This is a genomic window from Pseudomonas sp. JR33AA (assembly GCF_021378985.1).
GTDB lineage: Bacteria > Pseudomonadota > Gammaproteobacteria > Pseudomonadales > Pseudomonadaceae > Aquipseudomonas > Aquipseudomonas alloputida.
Window position 1 is genome coordinate 202599 of sequence record NZ_JAJSAW010000002.1, and the last position, 21970, is coordinate 224568.

General features: G+C 63.1%; 25 protein-coding genes and 1 riboswitch. Of the genes, 5 read left to right on the forward strand and 20 right to left on the reverse strand.

Features of this window, described 5'->3' with window-relative positions; translation table 11 throughout:
• Positions 1-37: 37 nt before the first annotated feature.
• The gene (locus LVS58_RS04195; RefSeq protein WP_233690006.1) at positions 38-457 is read right to left on the reverse strand and encodes a tetratricopeptide repeat protein; all 420 of its coding nucleotides are present in this window, start codon (positions 455-457) and stop codon (positions 38-40) included.
• A gap of 949 nt (positions 458-1406) precedes the next feature.
• Between LVS58_RS04195 and LVS58_RS04200 the strand changes: the two genes are divergently transcribed.
• The 3 genes from LVS58_RS04200 to LVS58_RS04210 all read left to right on the forward strand — a co-directional run bounded on the left by LVS58_RS04200 (position 1407) and on the right by LVS58_RS04210 (position 3791).
• A complete protein-coding gene (locus LVS58_RS04200; protein WP_016501083.1) occupies positions 1407-1631 on the forward strand; it encodes a hypothetical protein in 225 nt (74 codons plus the stop codon).
• A 249-nt stretch (positions 1632-1880) separates the two neighbouring features.
• On the forward strand, positions 1881-2363 hold the full coding sequence (locus LVS58_RS04205; RefSeq protein ID WP_003252489.1) for a hypothetical protein: 483 nt from the start codon (positions 1881-1883) through the stop codon (positions 2361-2363).
• Positions 2364-2510: 147 nt separating this feature from the next.
• Positions 2511-3791, forward strand: coding sequence for an OmpP1/FadL family transporter (locus tag LVS58_RS04210; protein WP_233690007.1), 1281 nt, complete (start codon positions 2511-2513; stop codon positions 3789-3791).
• 42 nt (positions 3792-3833) lie between these two features.
• Here the strand turns inward: LVS58_RS04210 and LVS58_RS04215 are convergent, their stop codons facing one another.
• Positions 3834-4763, reverse strand: coding sequence for a LysR family transcriptional regulator (locus LVS58_RS04215; RefSeq protein WP_233690008.1), 930 nt, complete (start codon positions 4761-4763; stop codon positions 3834-3836).
• 114 nt (positions 4764-4877) lie between these two features.
• Here LVS58_RS04215 and LVS58_RS04220 point away from each other — a divergent pair, with 114 nt between their 5' ends.
• Positions 4878-5138, forward strand: a complete 261-nt coding sequence (locus tag LVS58_RS04220; RefSeq protein ID WP_233690009.1) for a DUF2798 domain-containing protein — start codon at positions 4878-4880, stop codon at positions 5136-5138.
• Positions 5139-5270: 132 nt separating this feature from the next.
• Here the strand turns inward: LVS58_RS04220 and LVS58_RS04225 are convergent, their stop codons facing one another.
• From LVS58_RS04225 to cobO, 15 genes are all read right to left on the reverse strand, one after another.
• Positions 5271-5822, reverse strand: a complete 552-nt coding sequence (locus LVS58_RS04225) for a glutathione peroxidase (RefSeq protein ID WP_233690010.1) — start codon at positions 5820-5822, stop codon at positions 5271-5273.
• A 46-nt stretch (positions 5823-5868) separates the two neighbouring features.
• Positions 5869-5991 (reverse strand): hypothetical protein, encoded by a 123-nt coding sequence (locus LVS58_RS25040; RefSeq protein WP_267954254.1) that lies wholly within the window; start codon positions 5989-5991, stop codon positions 5869-5871.
• Positions 5988-7190 carry an MFS transporter gene (locus LVS58_RS04230; protein ID WP_267954255.1) on the reverse strand — a complete coding sequence of 401 codons (1203 nt, stop codon included), beginning with the start codon at positions 7188-7190 and terminating at the stop codon, positions 5988-5990. Before LVS58_RS04230 ends, LVS58_RS25040 begins: the two co-directional genes overlap by 4 nt.
• Before the next feature lie 62 nt (positions 7191-7252).
• On the reverse strand, positions 7253-7657 hold the full coding sequence (locus LVS58_RS04235; RefSeq protein WP_233690011.1) for a MarR family winged helix-turn-helix transcriptional regulator: 405 nt from the start codon (positions 7655-7657) through the stop codon (positions 7253-7255).
• A gap of 62 nt (positions 7658-7719) precedes the next feature.
• Positions 7720-8835 carry a glycoside hydrolase family 5 protein gene (locus tag LVS58_RS04240; protein ID WP_233690280.1) on the reverse strand — a complete coding sequence of 372 codons (1116 nt, stop codon included), beginning with the start codon at positions 8833-8835 and terminating at the stop codon, positions 7720-7722.
• 226 nt (positions 8836-9061) lie between these two features.
• Positions 9062-9784: an adenosylcobinamide-GDP ribazoletransferase gene (locus LVS58_RS04245; RefSeq protein ID WP_233690012.1), complete on the reverse strand. Its 723-nt coding sequence runs from the start codon at positions 9782-9784 to the stop codon at positions 9062-9064.
• A 1-nt stretch (position 9785) separates the two neighbouring features.
• On the reverse strand, positions 9786-10352 hold the full coding sequence (locus LVS58_RS04250) for a histidine phosphatase family protein (RefSeq protein ID WP_233690013.1): 567 nt from the start codon (positions 10350-10352) through the stop codon (positions 9786-9788).
• Positions 10349-11404 (reverse strand): nicotinate-nucleotide--dimethylbenzimidazole phosphoribosyltransferase, encoded by a 1056-nt coding sequence (gene cobT, locus LVS58_RS04255; protein ID WP_233690014.1) that lies wholly within the window; start codon positions 11402-11404, stop codon positions 10349-10351. Before cobT ends, LVS58_RS04250 begins: the two co-directional genes overlap by 4 nt.
• Complete coding sequence (gene cobU / locus LVS58_RS04260) at positions 11401-11922, reverse strand: bifunctional adenosylcobinamide kinase/adenosylcobinamide-phosphate guanylyltransferase (protein ID WP_233690015.1); 522 nt, start codon at positions 11920-11922, stop codon at positions 11401-11403. Before cobU ends, cobT begins: the two co-directional genes overlap by 4 nt.
• 1 nt (position 11923) lies before the next feature.
• Positions 11924-13378 (reverse strand): cobyric acid synthase, encoded by a 1455-nt coding sequence (locus LVS58_RS04265; RefSeq protein WP_233690016.1) that lies wholly within the window; start codon positions 13376-13378, stop codon positions 11924-11926.
• Complete coding sequence (gene cobD / locus LVS58_RS04270; RefSeq protein WP_233690017.1) at positions 13375-14367, reverse strand: threonine-phosphate decarboxylase CobD; 993 nt, start codon at positions 14365-14367, stop codon at positions 13375-13377. The genes LVS58_RS04265 and cobD overlap by 4 nt, the downstream gene beginning before the upstream one ends.
• Positions 14360-15268, reverse strand: coding sequence for an adenosylcobinamide-phosphate synthase CbiB (gene cbiB / locus LVS58_RS04275; RefSeq protein ID WP_233690018.1), 909 nt, complete (start codon positions 15266-15268; stop codon positions 14360-14362). Before cbiB ends, cobD begins: the two co-directional genes overlap by 8 nt.
• The gene (gene bluB / locus LVS58_RS04280) at positions 15265-15915 is read right to left on the reverse strand and encodes a 5,6-dimethylbenzimidazole synthase (RefSeq protein ID WP_233690019.1); all 651 of its coding nucleotides are present in this window, start codon (positions 15913-15915) and stop codon (positions 15265-15267) included. Before bluB ends, cbiB begins: the two co-directional genes overlap by 4 nt.
• Positions 15912-17207, reverse strand: coding sequence for a cobyrinate a,c-diamide synthase (locus LVS58_RS04285; RefSeq protein ID WP_233690020.1), 1296 nt, complete (start codon positions 17205-17207; stop codon positions 15912-15914). Before LVS58_RS04285 ends, bluB begins: the two co-directional genes overlap by 4 nt.
• Positions 17204-17815 (reverse strand): cob(I)yrinic acid a,c-diamide adenosyltransferase, encoded by a 612-nt coding sequence (cobO, locus tag LVS58_RS04290; protein WP_014754250.1) that lies wholly within the window; start codon positions 17813-17815, stop codon positions 17204-17206. The genes LVS58_RS04285 and cobO overlap by 4 nt, the downstream gene beginning before the upstream one ends.
• A gap of 120 nt (positions 17816-17935) precedes the next feature.
• A riboswitch (cobalamin riboswitch) is annotated at positions 17936-18156 on the reverse strand.
• Between the two features lie 256 nt (positions 18157-18412).
• Here cobO and LVS58_RS04295 point away from each other — a divergent pair.
• A complete protein-coding gene (locus LVS58_RS04295) occupies positions 18413-19720 on the forward strand; it encodes a PQQ-dependent sugar dehydrogenase (RefSeq protein WP_233690021.1) in 1308 nt (435 codons plus the stop codon).
• Positions 19721-19776: 56 nt separating this feature from the next.
• Here the strand turns inward: LVS58_RS04295 and LVS58_RS04300 are convergent, their stop codons facing one another.
• The 3 genes from LVS58_RS04300 to hda form a co-directional block, all read right to left on the reverse strand.
• Positions 19777-20310: a C40 family peptidase gene (locus LVS58_RS04300; protein WP_003252446.1), complete on the reverse strand. Its 534-nt coding sequence runs from the start codon at positions 20308-20310 to the stop codon at positions 19777-19779.
• Positions 20311-20450: 140 nt separating this feature from the next.
• The gene (locus tag LVS58_RS04305; RefSeq protein ID WP_233690022.1) at positions 20451-21089 is read right to left on the reverse strand and encodes a C40 family peptidase; all 639 of its coding nucleotides are present in this window, start codon (positions 21087-21089) and stop codon (positions 20451-20453) included.
• A 127-nt stretch (positions 21090-21216) separates the two neighbouring features.
• Positions 21217-21924: a DnaA regulatory inactivator Hda gene (gene hda / locus LVS58_RS04310; protein ID WP_003252443.1), complete on the reverse strand. Its 708-nt coding sequence runs from the start codon at positions 21922-21924 to the stop codon at positions 21217-21219.
• Positions 21925-21970 lie beyond the last annotated feature (46 nt).

The following is a 21970-nucleotide window of genomic DNA, read 5'->3' on the forward strand; positions in this document are numbered from 1 at the left end:
GCAGAGCCGGTGCCATCCAGCGCGTAGGTAACAGTGCTCAAACAGGAAACCACTGTCGCAACAACCGCCGCGCTTCCTGCGACCCCTGCCCTGCCGCAAGCTCAAGCCAACAGCGCGCCTGCTCCGGCTCGTTATGCTGACACAGCCGCGCATACTCCAGCTGCGCCCGCCGATCCCCTGCGCGGGCAGCCTGACGAAGCAGCTCATGGCCTATACGCCGGTCACGGGCGTTGCCACAATCGCGGCACAGCATCTGCCCCAGACGGCTCTGCGCCACAACCACACCTTGGCGCGCCGGCTGCTTCAACAAGCGCCCGGCCAGGTGCTTGACCTGAGGGTTGTCGCCCAGGCGCGGGCTGTCGAGCAACCACAGGGCCACTTTCAGGGAAAAGCGTTTGGCGGGAGGCGCAGGTGTCGATGCAGCGGGGCTGGAAAGGTGTCTACCGCGAAACTTCATGAGCAACAGGTTTGGCAACTCGAAAGGCGCGCCACTCTACTCTTTTTTTCTCGCCCTGGCTGTCAATTTCTGGAGGATTGAAAAAAAATTCGCTGATCTTTTCTTGACGTTTTCAAGTGGATGACCAACCGGTCTGTTGGAGCATGGCGATTGTCGGACAGTTCATCCTGCTGCTGGCACGCCCGTGCTAGAGCAAGCGCTCGGGACAATCCACAGTTCCTGTGGATAACTCGGTGGACAACCCCCTCTCACACCCCTCAAACCCCCGTGAATTGGGGGCTTTGGTCAAACTGACGATTTTTTCACCAGCTAAAAATAGTGTTTTTTTTCATTGACTTAACCACGCAGTCAAGGCATTGGCGAGGGTGCTGGGTGGTGTTACCAAGCGGTTACAAGCGCTGCCCCGAATGTGAACAAGTGCACCATAAACCTCCCTCTGGGTGCACGAAAAGGGCACATCGGACCGCATTCGGGCCATTTACCCCCTCTTCCCAGCGGCGAAAAATCGCGCCATACTGCGCGGCTCACCTGAACAAACGTAATGCTTGCCAAACATCTGCACTTGCGGTAAGGTGCCCCTCGTTAGTACCAAGCTGAAAGTCAATTCTGGCCGCAAGCGTCCTTGCAGACTCGCTCCCCCCAAGAGCGTCACTGCTGAAACAAGGACCGGCCCATTCAATGATTCACTCGCCAGCCTTACGCTGCGCAAGCACGAATCACATGACAGATTGATCAGGATCCCACCTCGACGGCCTAGAACCTTGGCCCCGGCGTGCTGCCTGCCTTCCGAAGTACCTACCAGTCAGCCCAAGCGCCCACATTTGATTGCGCCTCCTCTGGCTGCCCTGTTCCAGTCAGGTTCGTTCGTCCCTTAATAAAGGCGTCACTGGAACGTTTCTATCATGCACGGATCATATCCCCCGTGTTTAAAGCAGGAACCTCCAACAATATGCAAACTCATCATCAGATTCAGGCTGCCATTGGCACCCTCTCCCAGGCCTTCTCGCCGTTGAAGTGCCTTATCGTTGCCCCACGCAAGGGCAGCTTCAGCTTTACCTTGGTAGACGAGCACGGCGTTGCCTGCCACACCGAACGCCTGTACCACGAGCAGTACAGCCGCAATGAACCCCTGCAGGCGGTGATCGCCCGGACGCGTCAGTCGCTCACCGCGTGACCGGCGAATACCAGGGTATTCAAGCGCTGAATCATTCAATCGCAAGTCTGCCTGAACGCTTTTGGCGTAATTGCCTAAGGGCATATAGCCCGGGGCATCAGGCAGCAATCGATTTAAAAACAGCTCTTTACACCACGATTATCACACTACACTTCAACTCGAGCGGTGCTTTCCGCTCCCGGCGGGCCTGATCATTCACCAGCTGCCAAGCTCCAGCGCCCGTCCGGCCCTTACCTGCTCGAGGGCATCATGGGTATTGCGGCGAATGAATTGTGTCAGTATGTGATCCGACCGACCCTGGTCTACCTGAACCGTCACTGCGCCAGCGCCGAAGCCTTATTACTGGGCATCGCCGCCAGCCAGTCAGCACTCGGCTCAGCCCTGCATGACCGACGCGGGCACGGCCTTTACCGCATCGGCGAACATCGTCACCAGGCGCTCTGGGACGAATACCTCGCCCGTGACCCCGACCTCGCCAGCCTAGTCCGCGGCCTGGCCAGCCAGCACGCCTTCCTTGGTGGCCCGCACCTGGAGCTCACCGTCAACCTGCGCTACTCCACGGCCATTGCCTGGATGCTCATCGAAGAGCAGGCCACACCCTTGCCTGCGGCAGACGATCTACTGGCTCTGGCGCGAATCTGGCGGCAGATTTTCAACCCCCAAGGTCGCCTGCGCGACTTCACCCATGCCTGGCATGCCTGCATAGATCAGAAATTGCCACAGGCATCTTGAGACGCGTCCTACAAGTGAACCCGAAAAAAGGGAATTTTGGTCGGATTGTCCTACAAAACTACGCTAACTCCTGCGATTGAGCCTATAGCGCAGCGCGTGATTTGTTGGTAGCTTTTCGCCCCGGAGATCCCAAGGAGTTTTCTAATAATGAAAAAAGTAATGCTCAAAACCTCCCTCGGCGTAGCCGTTGCGCTTGCTTCCAGCCAACTGTTCGCCGCCGGGTTCGCGCTGAACGAACAAAGTATCAGCGGCATGGGAACCGGTTTTGCGGGGCGCTCGTCTTCTGCCGACGATGCCAGCACTGTGTATGGCAACCCGGCCGGCATGTCCCGCCTCAAGCGCGAACAATTCACCGTGGGCGGCGCTGCCGTCATCGCCAAGACCGACATATCGGGCCCAGGCAGCAACTTCGGGGGGGAAACCGATGGTGACATGGTGCCTCTCGTTGGCGTACCCATGGGCTATTACGTCAAGCCGATTGATGATCACTGGAGCGTTGGCTTCGGCGTTTACGTGCCATATGGCCTGATCACCGACTACGGTAGCGATGACGCTGCACGCTACTGGGGCAAGAAGAGCAAGGTCGAGGTTGTCACCTTCCAGCCAACCGTCAGCTACGCCTTCAACGACAAAGTGTCGATCGGTTTTGGCCCGACTATCAACCGTATCAAGGGTGAACTGGGTTCGAACCTGAGCAGCAAGGCCCTCCTGGGGCCCAATGGCCCTGACGGCGAAACCAAGATCAAGGGCGACGACACTGCGATCGGTTACAACATCGGCGTTCTGGTGCAAGCTACGGACCGTACCCGTCTGGGCCTGACCTATCACTCGATGGTCGACTACAAGCTTGAAGGCAACACACGCGTTTCCTACCCGATTCCACAGCTTGGCCTGAACGGCAGGTTCGATGCCAGCCTGAAGATCAAGACGCCAGAGTCAGTGGACTTCTCGGTCACTCATGAACTGGATGACCATTGGACACTGTATGCGGGTAGCACCTGGACGCGCTGGAGCCGCCTGGAAAGCATCGTCGTCGAGAACGAAGCGCCGGCAGGCTACCCGTTGAAGACCATCACCGAAGAGCAGAACTGGCACGACACCTGGGCCCACGCCATTGGTGCGTCCTATAAGGTGAACAAGGAGTGGACCCTGCGCGCAGGCTTCTCCGTCGACCAGTCGCCCACCAACAACCATGATCGCTCGCCACGCATTCCGACTGGCGATCGTAAAGCGGTCAGCTTTGGTGCCGGCTGGAGCCCGAACGATGACATGACCATCGACGTTGCCTATTCGTATCTGTGGGAAGAGGATACCAAGGTCAACAACCTGCCAAGCTCGCAACAACAAGGGCTGTTGAAAGGCAGCTACCAGGCCAAGTACGAGAACAGCGCTCACGGTATCGGTGCATCCCTCACCTACCGCTTCTGATTCCTGTGCGTTACATGAAAACCGCCTTCGTGGCGGTTTTTTTCATGCCTGCACTTGCCAGCTGTCGCCCAGGCATTCGCGCAGGTAGTCCATGAAAACGTGCACCTTGGTGGTCATTGCAAAGCGATCGGCCAGGCACAGGTAAATGTCCATGGGCTCGGTCTGAGCGTAAGCCTGGCTGCTGTCGCAGTATTCGAACAGCGGCACCAACGCACCCGAGGCCAAGTGCGGTCGCACGATGAACTCGGCCAGACGGGTGATGCCACCATCGTGCAGGGCCATCTGAGTCAGGGCATCGATATCGTCGCTGATCAATACCCTGCCGAATTCCGCCTCGAAGCGCAGGCCGTCCCGTATGAAGCTCCAGCGCAAGAAGCGGCCATCCACCGGATAGCGAAACACAAGGCAGCGGTGCCCGCGCAAGGCCTCGGGCGTGGCAGGTACGCCAGCACTTTGCAGGTAACCGGGTGAGGCACAGCAAATGAACGGGATGCGGGCGATGCGCCAGGCCAGCAGTTGGTCTTCGAGCTGCGGTTCTATGCGCAGGCTCACGTCGACGTCTTCGCGAGCATGATTGACCCGACGATCAGTCGTTACCAACTCTATCGAAAGTAAGGGGTAGCGGGCACTGAAAGCAGGTATCAATGGCGCCAGCACATGACGACCGAAGGCAGAGGTCGAGGCAATGCACAGCCGCCCCTGAGGCTCGCTGTCGGGTGTTGTCACCGCCTGTTCGGCCAGGGCCAGATCACGCTCGATATGCTTAACACGCTCGTAATACTTTGCGCCAGAAGGCGTCAAGGCCATGCTGCGTGTGGTTCGGCTGAGCAGGCGAACTTGCAGGTGGCCTTCCAGCCGCGCCAGGTTCTGGCTGACGGCTGCCGGACTAAGGCCGAGGATACGGGCACCCGCGGCAATGCTACCGGCTTCGACCACCTTGATGAAGCAGCGAATGGCGTTGAGCAGGTCCATGGGGAGCGCCTGGATTCGTAAGTATTTCTTTATAAAGAAATCAATGCTGCGGGTCTACAGCTGCAGACGTGCAGGTTGTTAATCTGCGCGTCCACTCAGCTTTCAGGAGTTCGCATGAACAACCTGCCCCGGTCGCGCAGCCGACCTAAATTGCACCCGGTCGCTACCCCCTACGTTTTCGCGTTCTACATGTCGTCGATCATGGCGCTGTTGATGTGCTTCGTGATCACGGCGGCCAATGCCGGGTTTACCCCGGAGTATCTGGGCAATGTGCTCAAGGCCTATCAGTTGGCGATGCCGGTGGCGTTTGTGTGTGTGCTGATGGTCCGGCCCGTGGTGGTGCGGTTGGTGGCGATTACCGTGCATGTACGGTGAAGTGCCCCCGCCAGCCACTGCCTGTTTTTGATCATGATCTTCGCGACTTCAGGAGGCCTGCACTCGGCCTCCTGAAGTCGCAATCTGCATCGCCTGAACGACCGCGCGCTTAAAAGCAGAAGCGCAGCCTGGTTATTGCTGTGAGGCGATGGCCTTTTCGATAGCGGCGCGGAACGCAGGATCATCCGGTTTGGTCAGGCTGGAGAAGTTACCGATCACCTTGCCCTTACGGTCGACAACATACTTGTAGAAATTCCACTTCGGCGCAGTGCTCTGGCTGGCCAGCTCCGCGAACAGCGGTATCGCATCCTTGCCCCGCACCGCCTGCGTCTTGGTCATGGTGAAAGTGACGCCGTAGTTGGCATAGCAAACCTTGGCAGTCTTCTCACTGTCGGCGTCTTCCTGCTTGAAGTCATTGGATGGCACGCCGAGCATTTCCAGGCCTTGCTCGTGATATTCCTTGTACGTTGCCTCAAGCCCTTCGAACTGCGGGGCAAAACCACAATAACTGGCAGTATTCACCACCACCAGCGGCTTGCCGGCAAAGCGCTCGCAGAGCTCGACCTGCCCCTTGCCGCGCAATTCCGGCAGGCTGCCCTGCAACAACGCCGGGCAATCCGCTGCCCAGCTCGATGTACTGGCAAGCAGGGCCAGCACCGGCACCGTCAACCAATGTGCACGCATGACTCGTTTCTCCTGCATGACAACCCTTGAGCTTGCAGGGTAGCGCCTAACACACACTCATGCCCAGTTGCATCAGCGCCATCCCACCCTGATGCCAGCCCCACCACACCAGTGCCAGCAGCAACAGCGCGGCAATAGCCAACAGCCCGCGGACCAGGTAACGGTTCATGCAGCCTGGGCCTGCAGGCGTGAAACCGGGCGCTCGCGCACCGGCCAGTTAAGGGCAGCGGCCAGCAAGCTGAGCAGGATGGAAATCTGCCAGACCAGGTCGTAGCTACCGGTGCGGTCATACACCACCCCACCCAGCCAGCCCCCCAGGAACGCACCCAACTGATGGAACAGGAACACAATGCCGCCCAACATGGACAGGTTACGCACCCCGAACACCGTGGCCACGGTCCCATTGGTCAACGGTACCGTGGACAACCACAGCAGGCCCATGGCAATGCCGAACAGGTAGGCACTGAACTCGCTTACCGGCGCCCACAGGAACAGCACAATCACCACCGCACGCAGCAGGTACAACCCGGTCAGCAGGCGCGGCTTGGACATGCGCCCGCCCAACCAGCCAGCGGTGAACGTACCGACGATGTTGAACAGGCCGACCAGCGCCAGCACTGTCGTACCGGTGGTCACAGCCAGGTGCTGGTCAACCAGGTAGGCCGGCAGGTGCACGCCAATGAATACGACCTGGAAGCCACAGACAAAAAAGCCCAGCGCCAGCAACCAGAAGCCAGAGTGCGTGCACGCTTCGCGCAGCGCCTGGCCCAGGCTCTGCTCGGCACCGTGACTGGGTAACGGGCGATCGCGCAGCAGGCCGACGAAAGGCACGATGAACGCCACCAAAAGGCCCAGTACCAGCAACGCTGCCGACCAGCCCAGCCACTGAATCAGGCCTTGGGTGCCCGGCAACATGGCGAACTGGCCAAACGACCCGGCGGCGCTGGCGATGCCCATGGCCATGCTGCGCTTTTCGGCCGGCACTGCACGCCCGACCACGCCGAGGATGACCGAGAACGACGTGCCGGACAGGCCGATGCCGATCAGCAAGCCCGCACTCAGCGACAACGACCAGGGCGAATCAGCCAAGGCCATCAAGATCAAGCCGACGGCATAGAGAATACCGCCGATGATGACCACCCGCGCCGCACCAAGCCGGTCGGCCAAGGCGCCAGCGAACGGCTGTGCCAGGCCCCAGATCAGGTTCTGCAGGGCAATGGCGAAGGCAAACACTCCACGCCCCCAGCCGAAATCAGCACTCATCGGCCCAAGAAACAGGCCAAAGCCGTGCCGTACGCCCAGAGACAGCGCCAGTATCAAGGCCGCCCCCACCAATACCCATCCGCTGGTTCGCCACACCGAAGTCATTGTCGTTATCTCCAGCACATCGCAAGGTTTGCGGGTATATACCCGCTTATAGTCGTGTCAGTTCAGGCCAGTTGTTCCAGCAGTCGCACCAGTTCATCCCGCTGCCCCACCCCAAGCCGTTCAACCAGTGCTTTCTGGGCCTGCTCCCAGGCCGGGTGGGCAACGTGCAGCAATTGCTTACCCGCGTTGGTCAACAGCACCACGCGGTTGCGCTGGTCGTCGCCATCGCCCAGCGCTACCAGCCCATTGGCCTCCAGCACACGCAGATTGCGGCCCAGGGTACTGCGCTCGAGACCCATGGCTTCGGCCAGTGCGGTGATACTGGGTCGGTCGAGCCGCTGCAGGTGCCGCAGCAAAGAAAACTGGGCAACATTGACCCCGAAGCCGGCGAGGGCTTCGTCGTAATGCCGGCTCACCCCGCGGGCGGCACGACGCAGATGGGTACAGATGCATTCACTGGTCAGCATGGATACGTGTATATACCCGCGTACTGAGTGTTGCAAGAAGTTTCACCATTGGGTGAGAAGCGTCAGTCCGGGTTCAGACGTCTGCGGATCGGCTCGAACTCAACCGTGGCCTTGCGCGCCAACGGGTCTGGCGCGCCCTGCTCGACCGCCTGCCAGTAGCGCCACGGCACTTTCGCCGTGCCCAGCTCGTAGTCCATGCCATCCCAGCTGTCTTCACGGAAGCTGTAGAATGCCCAGTGCAACCGGTTGCGATCCAGCACGACGAGTACATCTTCAAGATACTGCCGACAACCCGGCAGCCTGCGCATGCAGCCAAACTCGCCCACCACCAGGCGAGAAAGCGGCAGCCCCATGGCTTGGGCCCATGCCAGCGGCTGGCGCAGGTAGCCTTCAACGCGCCGCCCATCCCACCGCTGTACCTGCCCGGCAAACGGTACGGGGCCTGGATAGGCGATGGGATGCTTGCGCGCCATGTTCGGCGCACTCGTAGCGGCATAGGGCTCGTACATGTGCACGCTGTACAGCACTCGCGAGTCTTCCAGGGGCGCCGGCCAGTAGCCGAACGCGTCTGCGCCTGCATACCAACCGGCATCGACCATGATCGGCGTGTCAGCGTCTTCTTCGCGAATGGCCGCTATCAGTTGCCGGTACAGCAAGGGCAGATCGCGCGCACCGCCCTGCGCTTGCGCGTACCACTGCTGCATCTGCGCGAGTTCGGCATGTTCAGCCAGGCCGCCGTGTTTCTCCGGCGCTGGCTCATTGATCAGGTTGTAGGCAGCGATGGCCGGATGGCGCTTCAGTTCGCGCGCCATATCTCGCCAGAAGGCCGCAGCCTGGGACCAGTAGCGTTTGTCTTGCCACAGGCGATCATCGAACTGGCCCCGGTTGTTTTGCGACCAGCGCATACCCGGTAGCGAGAGTGGCGCGATGACCACCTTGAGCCCCGCCTGGTGCGCCCGGTCGAGGGTGGCGCGCAGCACAGCCAGGTCGGCGTCGGACAGGCCTTCGTAGGTATCGGCGCTGCCGAGGAGGAAATCACGTTTCTCGGGTTGCCATTTGTCGTACGACAGCCGCACCCATGTTGCGCCGTACCCCCTCAGGGCATCGAAGTAGGCTTGATCGGGTGGCAGCCGGTTGAAGCTGTTGCCGCCATGGCGTGGGGTGTCCCAGAACGCCATGAGGTCTGCAGCAGAGGCCGGGAGGGTGTACAAGACCAATAGACTGGCAAAGATCCAGTGACGCACGGGAAGCCTACCCTGGTTGCTTGAGGGAGGCTGAGGATACGCCGACCAGGGGATGCAGGCGCTACCGGACCGTTGCAGGAAGTTACTGCCACCTCCACACCTATGGCTTGCTGCGAAAGCGCCGCAAAGCAGCCCCGCAAGGGCCGTCCAGGTCAAGCGCTTAAAGCCCCAGTGCCAACCCGAGCACGACGGCCAGCTCCAGCAGCTCCAGCAACGCACCCGCGGTATCACCGGTGGTCCCGCCCAGGCGCCGGCACATCAGATGCCGCAACCAGGCAAATACCGCTAGCGCCAGCAGCACGGTCCATCCGCCCAGAAACAGGCTGAACAGCACACAAACCAGCAACACCCACCCCGCTGCGCGCCGGGGCATATGCTCGGCCAACGCCTGGCCCAACCCGCCAGGTCGCACATAAGGCGTGCCAAGGAACAGGCCCAACATCGCCGCCCGCCCGATCAACGGCGCCAGCAGCAATTGCGCCCCGATGCCCTGCCCGACCAGCACCCACAGTGCGCAAAACTTCAGCAACAACACCAAGACCAGGGTGACCACGGCAATTGGCCCACTGCGCGGGTCTTTCATGATCCGCAAGGTGCGTTCACGGTCGCCGAAACCTCCTAGCCAGGCGTCGGCACTGTCCGCCAGGCCATCCAGGTGCAAGGCACCACTGAGCAGTACCCACAGCGTCAGCAGCAAAGCCGCGTGCAGCGGCGACGGCGTGCCCTGCAGCAGATGACTGGCCGACCACAGCAGCAGGCCGAACAGCAGCCCGACCAGCGGGTAGTACAGCAGCGAACGCCCTACCTCACGCGGTGCCGGCATGCCCGGCAGGCTCACCGGCAGGCTGCTGAGAAACTGCAGGGCGATCCAGAACGGCAACATCTCAGGACGCCTCGACCAGTTGCCCGTCGCCACCTGGCACCAGCCGCATCAACGCGCCATGGCCAACCTCGACCTGCAGCAACTGCTCCCTGGGCAAGCCGCGGGCACGGGCCAGTAACAGCCGCATGACGCCGCCATGGGTGACCAGCAGCACGCGCTTGCCGGCATGCTGAATGCGCAAACGCTCGACAGCCGCCAGCACACGTTCGGCAAACGCCTCGACCGGCTCGCCATTGGGCGGTGTGAAGGCGTAAGGGTCGGCCCAGAAACGGCCCAGTGCATCGGCCTGGTGCTCCATGATCTGCGCGGCGCTCTGCCCCTCCCAATCGCCGAAGTGCAGTTCCTGCAGGTCGGGCTCACGCTGCACTGGCAGGTTCAAATGTGCACCCAGCTCATCGGCAAAATGCCCACAGCGCTGCAGCGGTGAGCTGACCAGCACCTGCCATGGGCCGCCGTCGGCCACGGCGCGGCGCATCTGCGCCCAGCCCTTGTCGGTCAAGGCATCATCAAGGCTGCCACGCAGGCCGCCCTGCTCCGTTTCACCATGGCGCAACAAGTCGAGGATCATGCCGGGCGGTCCGCCACCGCAGCCTCGGCAAAGGTCGCCATCTGCCCATGCAGCGCACAGGCCAGGCGCAACAGCGGCACCGCCAGGGCAGCACCACTGCCCTCACCCAGACGCAGGCCCAAGGCCAGGAGGGGCTCGGCCTGCAGCGCAGCAAGCAAGGCCTTGTGCCCGGGCTCAGCCCCCTGGTGAGCGAACAACAGCCAGGCCCGACACTGCGGGTTGAGGCGCACTGCCACGAGTGCAGCGACACTGCAGATAAAGCCATCCACCAGCACTGCGACACCTGCCTGCGCGCAACCTAGGTAGGCACCGGCCAACGCCGCGATCTCGAAACCGCCAACACAGCCCAGTACCTGCAACGGGTCTTCAGCACGCAAGCCATGCAGGCGCAGCGCCCTCTCGATGACTTCAGCCTTGTGCCGCACCCCGGCATCGTCCAGGCCGGTGCCAGGGCCGCTCAGCTCCGACGCCGGACACCCCAGCAGAACACTGGCCATGGCTGCGGCGGCGGTGGTGTTACCGATGCCCATCTCGCCCCCGATGAACAGCTGTGCGCCTTGTTCGGCGGCGCGCTGGGCACTGTCGCGACCGGCCTGCAAGGCCGCTTTCAGCTGGTATTCGGTCATCGCAGGTTGACGGGCAAAGTTGGCAGTACCGGTGCCCAGACGCAGATGGCGCACGCCGGGCAGTTCCAACTGTGCGTCAATGGTGCCCAGGTCGACCACGTCCAGGCTGGCCTGCAGTTGCCGCGCCAGCACACTGATCGCCGCGCCACCGCCGACGAAGTTACAGAGCATCTGCCCGGTCACCGCCTGCGGATAGGCCGAGATGCCCTCTTCGACCACGCCGTGGTCGCCGGCAAAAATGCTGATGGCGACTCGCTCCAGCGTTGGTCGTTCAAGCCCCTGAAGGCCAGCCAGCTGAATCGCCAGCGCTTCAAGTTGGCCGAGCGAGCCAGCCGGTTTGGTCAGTTGCTGCTGACGGGCGCGGGCCTGGTCCATGGCGGCGTTGTCGAGGGGTTGGCAGGCGTCACGCCACCAGGCTTGGTTCATAGTGCAGGTCCTTTGAGCATTAGGGGCAAGCCGGCCACAGTCAGCACTACACGCTGACAGCGTTCGGCCACAGCCTGGTGCAGCCAGCCGGCCAGGTCGACATAGCGCCGGGTCAGCTCGCCCATGGGCACGACGCCCAGGCCGGTTTCGTTACTGACCAGGATAAGGGTGCCAGGTAACTGTTCCAGGCAGGCCAGCAGCGCATCACGCTCCTCGGCCAGGCGCAAGTCATCTTCCAGCATCAACAAATTGGTCAGCCACAGGGTCAGGCAATCCACCAGCAGGCAGCGCCCTTCGGCCGCTTCGGCGCGCAGTACCGCGGCCAGGGCCAAGGGCTCTTCGATCAACCCCCAGTCATCCGGCCGGCGCTGACGATGCAGCAACACGCGTTCGTTCATTTCGCCATCCAGCGGCTGGCTGGTGGCGATGTAGGTCACCGGCAGGCCGCTGGCACTGGCCAACTGTTCGGCCAGGCGGCTTTTGCCCGACCGGGCGCCACCGAGAATCAGGTTACGCATGTCAGGCTACCCCACACAGTTGACGCAACCGCGCGGTGTCCAGGTGCTTCTCCACCAGATTGGCCAAGCGCTCGATGTCGTGTTCGCGCAACGCTTCGTAGTCGATAACCTGCACGTCCTCCAGGCCAGCCCAGCGCAACAGCGCGGCACACGACTGGCTGCCTTCGAACAGGCCATGCAGGTAGGTGGCGAGGATCTGGCCATCGGCACTGACAGCACCATCATGGCGGCCGTCGGCCAGTTGGACCGCAGGTTGCGCCAGCGCAGGCCCCGTCGTAACGCCAGCATGAATTTCATAACCGGTGACCGTTGCCGCTTCAAGGCTCAGCGTGCCGGTAACATTGCGCAGTTGCTTCTCGGCTTCGAGCACCGTGGCATAGTCGAGCAGGCCGAGCCCCTGGCTTGAGCCCGCAGCCCCCTCCAGCCCCAGCGGGTCATGCACGTCACGCCCCAGCATCTGCAGGCCACCGCAGATACCGATCAGCTTGCCGCCATAGCGCAGGTGCCGCTCGATGGCCCTGTCCCAACCGCGCTCGCGCAGTTGTGCCAGGTCGCCACGCACGCTCTTGGAGCCTGGCAAGATGATGAGGTCGGCAGCCGGAATCGGCTGGCCCGGGCCAATGAACTGCAAGTCCACCTGCGGGTGCAGGCGCAGCGGGTCGAAGTCGGTGTGGTTACTGATGCGCGGCAGCACTGGCACGATCACCTTGAGCACTCGCTCGTGCTTGACGCCTTGGCGCACATCGATGCCATCTTCGGCTTCAAGGTGCAGGTCGGTAACGTAAGGCAGAACACCCAGTACCGGTTTGCCGGTGCGTTGTTCCAGCCAGTCCAGCCCTGGCTGCAGCAGAGCAATGTCGCCACGGAAGCGGTTGATGACAAAACCTTTGACCCGCGCCTGTTCACTGGTCGACAGCAATTCCAGCGTGCCCACCAGATGGGCGAACACACCACCGCGGTTGATGTCGGCCACCAGGATCACCGGGCAGTCCACCGCTTCGGCAAAGCCCATGTTGGCGATATCACCGGCACGCAGGTTGATCTCTGCCGGCGAGCCCGCGCCCTCGACCATGACCACCGGGTACGCGGCACTCAGGCGTTGGTGAGACGCCAGCACCGCTTGCATGGCAGTGGTTTTATAGTCGTGGTAAGCCACTGCATTCATGCTGGTGACCGCGCGACCGTGGATGATGACCTGGGCGCCGGTGTCGCTGTTGGGTTTGAGCAGCACCGGGTTCATGTCGGTGTGCGGTTGTAGCCGGCAGGCCTGGGCCTGCACCGCCTGGGCCCGGCCGATTTCACCGCCATCAGCCGTCACCGCGCTGTTCAGCGCCATGTTCTGTGGCTTGAAGGGCACCACAGCCACGCCCTGGCGCAACAGCCAGCGGCACAACGCGGTCACCAGCGTGCTCTTGCCGGCGTCGGAGGTGGTGCCTTGCACCATGAGGGTCGTCATGCCGTTTCCTTCTGATAAGCCGCCAGGGCCTGGGCCAGGCGCTGTTCGTCCGCCGCGCAGGCAGGCAACCCCAGGCGCACGGCCGCTGGCTGTTCGAACAGCCGTACCAGGATGCCGCGCCGGGCGAGAAATTCATGCAGGTGTGCCGCGTGCTCGCTACGCACGTACTGGAACAAGTCGCAGCCACCACTGGGCGCCAGGCCGGCACTGCGCAATACGTGAGCAAGCCGCTGGCTGGCAGCAGCACAGCGTTGGGCCTGCGCGCGCTGGGCAGTCTCATCAGACAGGCTGGCCTGGGCCAGCACCCGGGTCGGACCGTTGACGGTCCAGGGTCCGAGCAACTCGGCCAGGCGCAGCAGCAAGCTGTGTTCGGCGGCAACGAAGCCCAGGCGCACGCCGGCCAAGCCGAAGAACTTGCCAAACGAGCGCAGCACGATCAGCCCCGGGCGTTCGGCGCAGTCCACCACGCTGTCCGCCGGGGTGTTGTCCATGAAGGCTTCGTCGACCAGCAGCCAGCCACCGCGGGCAGCCAGGCAAGCATGCCAAGCCAGCAAGCGTTCGCGCGACACCCGTTGGCCGGTCGGGTTGTTGGGGTTCACCAGCACCAGCACATCGAGGCCGTCGAGCGCAGCCTCAACGTGCGCTTCATCCAGCGCCAGCAGTTGGTGCCCCGCCCGTTGCCAGGCATAGGGGTGTTCGGCATAGCACGGCGTCAGCACCCCTACCCGGGCGGCTGTACGCAGCAGTGGCAAGGCCTGGATCGCGGCCTGGGAGCCGGCTACCGGCAGCAACTGGCGGGCGCCGTAATACGCGCGCGCGGCCTCCTCCAGGCCGTCCTCGGTTTCCGGCAGGCGGGCCCAGGCGTCGACGGGAATCGGCGGGATCGGGAATGGCCAGGGCGCAATGCCGCTGGACAGGTCGAGCCACTGCTCACGGGCGATACCGTATTGCTGCACCGCGCGTAACAGGCGGCCACCATGTTCAAGCATTGATATAGGCCCCCAGGCAGATCATCAGCAGCCACAGCCACACCCCGCGCTGCACCAAGTGCCAGCCGCGCTCGATGGCATCGGCATCGGCCACCGGCCCCTCGCCCAGACGCGGCCGCTCATGCAGTTCGCCGTGGTACACCGCCGGGCCACCAAGCTCCACGCCCAGCGCACCGGCGCCGGCAGCCATCACCGGTCCGGCGTTGGGGCTGTCCCACAGCGGGCCCTGTTTGCGCCAGCAGGCCAAGGCCAGGCGGGTCTTGCCCAACAGTGCATACGTCAGGGCCACCAGCCTTGCAGGTATATAGTTGAGCACATCGTCGATGCGCGCCGCGCACCAGCCAAAGCGCTCGAAGCGCTCGTTGCGGTAGCCCCACATGGCATCCAGCGTGTTACTCAAGCGGTACAGCACCACACCGGGCGCACCGGCCACCACAAACCAGAACAACGCGGCGAACACTGCATCGCTGCCGTTCTCCAGCACCGACTCGGTCGCCGCTCGGGCCACCGCAGGCTCATCCAGCTCGCGGGTTTCGCGGCTGACCAGGTAGCCAACCCGGTGCCGCGCCTGCGCCAGGTCGCCCTGGCGCAAGGCGTTGGCCACCGGCAGCACATGCTCGCCCAGGCTGCGCAACCCCACGGCGCAGTAGAGCGCCAGCACGTCAACCAGCCAGCCGATATACGGCAGCCACGAAAGGACCAGCGCCACGAAGGTCAGCGGCACCACTGCCAGAAACCACGCGCTCACGCCGTGGCTGCGCCAGCCGCGTCCGCCTGCATTCAGGCGGCGCTCCAGGGCGCCGGCCATATTGCCGAATGCCACCAACGGGTGGCGGCGCTGGGGTTCGCCCAGCAAAGCGTCCAGGGCCACCCCGGCCACGGTCAGCAAGGCCACGCTCATTGACGCTCTCCCCATTGGTTTTCGTAAAGCATTTCACTCAGGGGCCGCTCTTCGGCCCAGCCTTCCTGCACCAACATCGGCACCGGGTAGAACGCGGCGACCGGCCCAAGGCACAGTACCGCCACCGGCTTGGCCCCGGCAGGCATGCCCAGCAGCGCTGCCAATGCCTGCGGGTCGAACAACGACACCCAGCCCATGCCCAGCCCTTCGCTACGCGCGGCCAGCCACAGGTTCTGGATGGCACAGGCCAGCGAGGCCAGGTCCATCTCCGGCAGGGTGCGGCGGCCGAAGATGTGTGGCTCGCGGTTGTCCATCAAGGCCGCCACCAGCAACTCGGCGCAATCGTTTATGCCCTCCACCTTCAGCTTCATGAAGGCATCGGATCGCTCGCCCAACGCCTCGGCCGTGCGCACCCGCTCCGCCTCCACCAAGGCCTGGATGCGCCGGCGCAAGTCACGCTGGGTGATGCGGATAAAGCGCCACGGCTGCATAAGCCCGACACTGGGCGCCTGATGCGCGGCGGCCAGCAAGCGGCCAAGCAGCTCGGGTGCCACCTGGCCACCCGCAAAATGGCGCATGTCGCGGCGCTCGCCGATGGCCCGGTAAATGGCGGCGCGCTCGGCGTCGCTATAGGCGTGATCATTCATGGTCGCAACAGCGCCGCCGCCGCATCCGGGCAGGAAGGGAAATAGAAGTGCACGTAAGAGGCCGTCAGCCGGCCCAGACGATAAACCGCTTCGTTGCCTCGCCCGCCGTTGGGGCTTAGGCCTCGGGCAATCGGCTCCAGCGCAGTGCTAGTCAGCGAATGATGATAGGTGTGACCGCGCAAGGTCCCCTCCGGCAGTTCCACCGCCTGCAGCGCCAGCGCGGCCAGGCGCTTCTGCATGGTCGCCTCACCCGGTAGCAGGCCGAGCAGTTCGGCACGTTCACCGGCCACGTCGGTCAGGGCATCGAGCAGGTACAACATGCCGCCGCACTCGGCCAGCAATGGCTTGCCCTGCGCGTGGTGGGCGCGGATCGCCTCGCACATCGGTGCGTTGGCGGCCAGCGCATGGTGATGCAGCTCAGGATAACCACCCGGCAGATACAGGCTGTCTACCGCCGGCAGTTCGCGGTCATGCAGCGGCGAGAAGAACACCAGCCGGGCACCCAGGTTGCGCAACAGGTCGAGGTTAGCGCCATAGGTGAAGGCGAACGCCTCGTCCCGCGCCACGCCAATGCGCACACCGGCCAGCGAGGCAGCGCAGGCTTGCGGTTCAGGCTCTGCAAAGCGTACTGGCGGCGGCAAAGCCGCATCGCAACTGGCGCCCAGCGCTTGGGCGGCAGCGTCCAGGCGGGTGTCCAGGTCATTCAGCTCGCTGGCCTGCACCAGGCCCAGGTGGCGGCTGGGCAGCTCGATGCCGCGCTCGCGGGACAAGCCGCCATACCAGCGCAAGCCCTCGGTCAGGCTGCCTTCCAGCAGTTGCGCATGACGCAGGCTGCCTACCCGATTGGCCAGCACGCCGGCAAACGGCAGATCGGCCTGGTAACGCGCCAGGCCCAGGGCCAGGGCGCCGAAGGTCTGGGCCATGGCTGTGCCGTCGATCACCGCCAGCACCGGCACGCCAAAGTGGCGCGCCAGGTCGGCGCTGGACGGGGTGCCGTCGAACAGCCCCATCACCCCTTCGATGAGGATCAGGTCCGCCTCGCCGGCAGCTTCCCATAGCAGACGACGGCTTTCCTCGGCACCAATCATCCACAGGTCCAGCTGATACACCGGCGCGCCACTGGCCCGTTCGAGAATCATCGGGTCAAGAAAGTCGGGCCCGCATTTGAACACCCGCACCTTGCGCCCGAGGTTGCGGTGTAGGCGGGCCAGCGCAGCAGTGACGGTAGTCTTGCCCTGGCCTGAGGCGGGTGCCGCGATCAACACGGCGGGGCAGTGGCGCGATCGACTCACAGTTCGACGCCTTTCTGTGCGCGGATACCGGCCTGGAAGGCGTGCTTGAGCATGCCCATTTCGGTCACGGTATCGGCCAGTTCGATCATCTCGGGCTTCGCAGCGCGACCAGTGACAATCACATGCTGCATGGGCGGGCGGGCCTGGATATCGGACAGTACCTGGTCCAGGTCGAGGTAACCATGCTTGAGGGCGATGTTGAGCTCGTCCAGCACCACGAACTGTACACCTGGGTCCTGCAGCAACTGGCGCGACACCGCCCACGCCGCTTGCGCAGCGGCGATGTCACGCTGGCGGTCCTGGGTTTCCCAGGTAAAGCCCTCGCCCATCACGTGGTAGCGCACCTGTTCAGGGAAGCGACGGAAGAACAGCTCCTCGCCAGTGCTGTTGCGGCCCTTGATGAACTGCACCACACCGCATTGCATGCCGTGGCCCAAGGCGCGCGCGAGCATGCCGAAGGCCGAACTGCTCTTGCCCTTGCCATTGCCGGTCAGCACCAGCAGCAGGCCGCATTCGTTAGGGGAATTGGCGATGCGTTCGTCGATGACCGCCTTCTTGCGCTGCATGCGCGCCAGGTGGCGTTCGTCGCGTTCGGTGGATTCGCTCATCAGGGTTCTCCGCAGGCTGGCACCACGGCAATGCGCGGCGACAGGTAATAGGCAGGCAAACGGAGAACGCGCAGAGGCCATGGCTGGGCGCCACGGTGCACCGCACATCACCCTCCGTGATGCCGTTGGCAGTATCAGGCCGGTCTCCGGGCTTGTGAGTGGGCCTTGGCCCTGGCCTGCGCGCCTTCCCGGATGCCGGCATCCAGTGGCCCTGCGCGGCCTTTTACTCATCCACCGTTGCGGGGGCAGCGCCGGAATCGCGCCATGCTGGCGCCCACCGGCTTCCCAGTTTCACCCTGCCCAGTCGGGGCTGGCAGGGCACCTGAAACACGCCGCGAAGGTTAGAGGGTTGCACCGGGAGCGTCAATCGAAGCGGGTGATGACGCCAAAGTATGCTGGGTCCGCTCCCACCATCCGCCACCTTACGCTCGCTCGTCCTCCGAAGTCGCAATCTGCGTTGCCTGAACTACCGTGCACTTAGGAGGCAAGCGCCAGCCCCCCCTCCCAGCGCCGCTGGGTCGCTGGGGGTACTGAGGGGAACCCGGCGCCCCTCACCCGCCTCCCAATTCAACAGGCCTTGTTTGGAGGACGCCGTCGATGAAATGCCTGATGCCTTGGTTAATCGCAGCCAGCCTGGCAGGCTGCGGCGAGACGGCGCTGTTGGACGTGCGCGAGGGCAGCGGGCCAGCGCCCAGGCTGCCTGCCCCTGTCACGACATTGATCCCCACCGTCAATATCGCCCCCGCAGTCGGCTGGCCAATGGGCAGCAAACCGACCGCAGCACCTGGCACCCAGGTCGCAGCCTTCGCCAAAGGCCTCGACCACCCACGCTGGCTCTATTTGTTGCCCAACGGCGATGTGCTGGTGGCCGAAACCAACGCGCCGTCCAAGCCCGAAGATGGCAAGGGCATTCGTGGCTGGGTCATGGGCAAGGCGATGAAACGTGCCGGCGCTACCGTCCCCAGCGCCAACCGCATCACCCTGCTGCGCGATGCCGACCAGGATGGCGTGGCAGAAATCCGCCGTTCTTTCATCAAAAACCTCAACTCCCCCTTCGGCATGACACTGGTGGGCAAGGACTTGTACGTGGCCGACACCGACAGGCTGCTGCGCTTTCATTATGAACCGGGCGCCATACAGATTGACCACGAAGGCCACCCGGTAACCGAACTACCCGGCGGCCCTCTGAACCACCACTGGACCAAGAACGTGATCGCCAGCCCCGATGGCAAGAAGCTCTACGTGACGGTTGGCTCGAACAGCAACGTGGGAGAAAACGGCATGGACAAGGAGCAAGGGCGTGCCGCGATCTGGGAAATAGACCCTGCAAGCGGCAAGCACCGGTTGTTCGCCACCGGCCTACGCAACCCCAACGGACTGGCCTGGGAGCCGCACAGCGAAGTGTTGTGGACAGCGGTCAACGAGCGTGACGAACTGGGCAGCGACCTGGTGCCGGACTACATCACCTCGGTGCAAGACGGCGGCTTCTATGGCTGGCCCTATAGCTACTATGGGCAACACGTAGACCAACGAGTACACCCGCAGGCCCCGCAAAAGGTGGCAGGCGCACGGGTGCCAGACTATGCAGTCGGCCCGCATACTGCATCCCTGGGGCTGGCATTCATCGAACCCGGCGTACTGCCACCCCCCTTCGAACAGGGGGCACTGGTGGGCCAACACGGGTCGTGGAACCGCAAACCGCACAGCGGCTACAAAGTGCTGTTCGTCCCTTTCGACCGCTCAGGCAAACCCGCAGGCCACCCCATAGACCTGCTCACGGGCTTTCTCGATAGCAAAGGCAAGGCCATGGGACGACCGGTGGGCGTGATCCGGGATGGCCAAGGCGGGATACTGGTGGCCGATGATGTCGGCAATGTGATCTGGCGGGTGAGCAGAGCACCATGAGCCGGTCAGCCACTATCGGCCCCGAACTCGACGGGGCCGCTAAACAGGCGTGGATATCAAGGGTTCTGTGCCAGATGCCCTTGCGGGATCACCCGCTTGGCCTGCAGGTAGGCCTTGGCCCAGTAGCTGTTTGACAGGTAGTCCAGGCGCACGGTGCCTCCGGTGGAGGGGGCATGCACGAAGCGCCCGTCGCCTACATAGATGCCGGCATGGCTGACCTGCGAGCCGCCACTGGTGGCGAAGAACACCAGGTCACCGGACTGCAGCGAACTGACATCCACCGTCGGTGCGCGCATGACGATCATCTCTCGCGTCGAGCGCGGCAGGCTGATGCCAGCAGCATCACGGTACACATACTTGATCAGGCCGCTGCAATCGAAGCCGGAGTCCGGTGTGTTGCCCCCCCAACGATAGGGTGTCCCCACCAGACCAATGGCGCGGATCAGCACGTCATCGGCAATCGGTGAAGGACTGGGCTGGCTATAGGTAACCTGCGGCTGTACCACAGGGGCCGGCGCAGGGGCACGGCTGGAGCATGCAGCCAGCAAGGCTGCCAAGGAGAAAAATGCGAAGCGCGCCATCTTTACCATGGCCAGAACATCCTGTCTTAGACCGCTGCGCTGCAGCCGAAAAGAGTTGAGAATTTAGATTAGACGCTTTCTGTAAATGCGCACGGCGGCGTGCTTTTTTTTAAAGCATCACCGCCGCGGCAGGGTACATCATTTTGATATCAGTTGCGCGCGATGTTGGTCGGCGCCATGGCCAAGGCGCGCTTGGCTTCAATGAAGGTCTTGCTCCAGTAGCGATCACCGAGGCTGTCGATACGCACACCGCCACTGCGGCGGCTGCTGGAGTGGATGAACTGGTTGTCACCCAGGTAGATCCCGGCATGGCTAACCCGGCCGCGGCCATTGGTGCTGAAGAACAGCAAGTCACCTGGCTTGAGCTTGTTGCGGGCCACCTTCGGTGCATCGACGTTGATCATTTCACGCGTGGAGCGCGGCAGCGTCATGCCCGCCTCTTCGCGGAACAGGTAGCCGATGAAGCCACTGCAGTCGAAGCCGGACTTTTCCGAGGTACCACCGAAGCGGTAGCGGGTGCCGATCAACGACATGCCGCGCTCGAGAATGCTGTCAGCCAGAACCGGCAATTGGTAAGGCTTGCTGGCGGAGAAAGACGCCAGGTCATCTTCAGTGGCCAGCTCTTCCGGCTCGCCGAACACCGACGAGGAAGAGGCTTTGGCGTTGATTGCCGATTGTGCAGTGATCGGCGTGTGATCCTGGGGCTGAGATACCGGGCCTTGGGCCGCGCAGCCAAAAAGCAGGGTCACGAGTGCGAGTGGCACGAGGGGTGCGAAGCGCTTCAGCATGGGCACGACCGTGTCTGTAATCCTTTAGAAGGGTGAAACTATGCCCTCTATCATGGCCATTTGCAAATTTTATCGAAAAAGATGTGACTTTTTTGTTTTACCGCTCTGGCCCAAGGTTTTCAGGGGGTTACCAGCCGAGGGTTTCCTTGAGAAACGGAATGGTGAGCTTGCGTTGTGCCTGCAGCGACGCCTGATCGAGGCGCTCAAGCAAGTCGAACAACGCGCTCATGCTCCGCGCGCCGCGGGTGAGGATGAAATGGCCGACCTCGTCGGTCAGGTGCAGGCCACGGCGGGAAGCTCGCAGCTGCAAGGCGCGCAGCTTGTCTTCGTCGGACAGACCGCGCATCTGGAACACCAGGGCCAGGGTCAACCGCGACTTCAGGTCCGGCAGCTTGATCGGCAGCTCACGCGGTGATGCCGAGGCAGCCAGCAGCAAGCGTCGGCCGCTGTCGCGCAAGCGGTTGAACAGGTGGAACATGGCCTCTTCCCAATCAGCCTTGCCGGCGATCACGTGCAGATCATCGATGCACACCAGTTCGTACTGGGCCAGGTAGTCGAGCAGTTCTACGCCACGATCGAGCAATTGCGCCAGCGGCAGGTAGACAGCAGGCTCGCCACGTTGCTGGAAGCGATGGGTGGCGGCCTGCAGCAGGTGGGAACGGCCAACACCCTGCTTGCCCCACAGGTAGATAAGGCTCTCGGTCCAGCCGGCGTCGGCTTCGCATAGCCGCTCGACGTAACCCAATGCCGCAGCATTGGCGCCCGGATAGTAGTTGATGAAGGTGGCGTCATCGCGCAGGCGCACACCCAGGGGCAACTGGATCGGTGGTTTCATGCTCGCGGGCGGTCGACGGGACCGCTGGGGGCCTTTGGTGAACAAT

Coding starts and splice junctions, on each gene's coding strand:
- LVS58_RS04195 (WP_233690006.1), bottom strand. CDS start 457: ATGAAGTTTCGCGGTAGACACCTTTCCAGCCCCGCTGCATCGACACCT.
- LVS58_RS04305 (WP_233690022.1), bottom strand. CDS start 21,089: ATGCTGAAGCGCTTCGCACCCCTCGTGCCACTCGCACTCGTGACCCTG.
- bluB (WP_233690019.1), bottom strand. CDS start 15,915: ATGAATGATCACGCCTATAGCGACGCCGAGCGCGCCGCCATTTACCGG.
- LVS58_RS04235 (WP_233690011.1), bottom strand. CDS start 7,657: ATGCTGACCAGTGAATGCATCTGTACCCATCTGCGTCGTGCCGCCCGC.
- LVS58_RS04210 (WP_233690007.1), top strand. CDS start 2,511: ATGAAAAAAGTAATGCTCAAAACCTCCCTCGGCGTAGCCGTTGCGCTT.
- LVS58_RS04240 (WP_233690280.1), bottom strand. CDS start 8,835: ATGGCGTTCTGGGACACCCCACGCCATGGCGGCAACAGCTTCAACCGG.
- LVS58_RS04230 (WP_267954255.1), bottom strand. CDS start 7,190: ATGACTTCGGTGTGGCGAACCAGCGGATGGGTATTGGTGGGGGCGGCC.
- LVS58_RS04200 (WP_016501083.1), top strand. CDS start 1,407: ATGCAAACTCATCATCAGATTCAGGCTGCCATTGGCACCCTCTCCCAG.
- cobO (WP_014754250.1), bottom strand. CDS start 17,815: ATGAGCGAATCCACCGAACGCGACGAACGCCACCTGGCGCGCATGCAG.
- LVS58_RS04225 (WP_233690010.1), bottom strand. CDS start 5,822: ATGCGTGCACATTGGTTGACGGTGCCGGTGCTGGCCCTGCTTGCCAGT.
- cobU (WP_233690015.1), bottom strand. CDS start 11,922: ATGCGTAACCTGATTCTCGGTGGCGCCCGGTCGGGCAAAAGCCGCCTG.
- LVS58_RS04265 (WP_233690016.1), bottom strand. CDS start 13,378: ATGACGACCCTCATGGTGCAAGGCACCACCTCCGACGCCGGCAAGAGC.
- LVS58_RS04205 (WP_003252489.1), top strand. CDS start 1,881: ATGGGTATTGCGGCGAATGAATTGTGTCAGTATGTGATCCGACCGACC.
- LVS58_RS04295 (WP_233690021.1), top strand. CDS start 18,413: ATGAAATGCCTGATGCCTTGGTTAATCGCAGCCAGCCTGGCAGGCTGC.
- LVS58_RS04300 (WP_003252446.1), bottom strand. CDS start 20,310: ATGGTAAAGATGGCGCGCTTCGCATTTTTCTCCTTGGCAGCCTTGCTG.
- cobT (WP_233690014.1), bottom strand. CDS start 11,404: ATGAACCAAGCCTGGTGGCGTGACGCCTGCCAACCCCTCGACAACGCC.
- cbiB (WP_233690018.1), bottom strand. CDS start 15,268: ATGAGCGTGGCCTTGCTGACCGTGGCCGGGGTGGCCCTGGACGCTTTG.
- cobD (WP_233690017.1), bottom strand. CDS start 14,367: ATGCTTGAACATGGTGGCCGCCTGTTACGCGCGGTGCAGCAATACGGT.
- LVS58_RS04215 (WP_233690008.1), bottom strand. CDS start 4,763: ATGGACCTGCTCAACGCCATTCGCTGCTTCATCAAGGTGGTCGAAGCC.
- hda (WP_003252443.1), bottom strand. CDS start 21,924: ATGAAACCACCGATCCAGTTGCCCCTGGGTGTGCGCCTGCGCGATGAC.
- LVS58_RS04220 (WP_233690009.1), top strand. CDS start 4,878: ATGAACAACCTGCCCCGGTCGCGCAGCCGACCTAAATTGCACCCGGTC.
- LVS58_RS25040 (WP_267954254.1), bottom strand. CDS start 5,991: ATGAACCGTTACCTGGTCCGCGGGCTGTTGGCTATTGCCGCGCTGTTG.
- LVS58_RS04250 (WP_233690013.1), bottom strand. CDS start 10,352: ATGATCCTCGACTTGTTGCGCCATGGTGAAACGGAGCAGGGCGGCCTG.
- LVS58_RS04245 (WP_233690012.1), bottom strand. CDS start 9,784: ATGTTGCCGTTCTGGATCGCCCTGCAGTTTCTCAGCAGCCTGCCGGTG.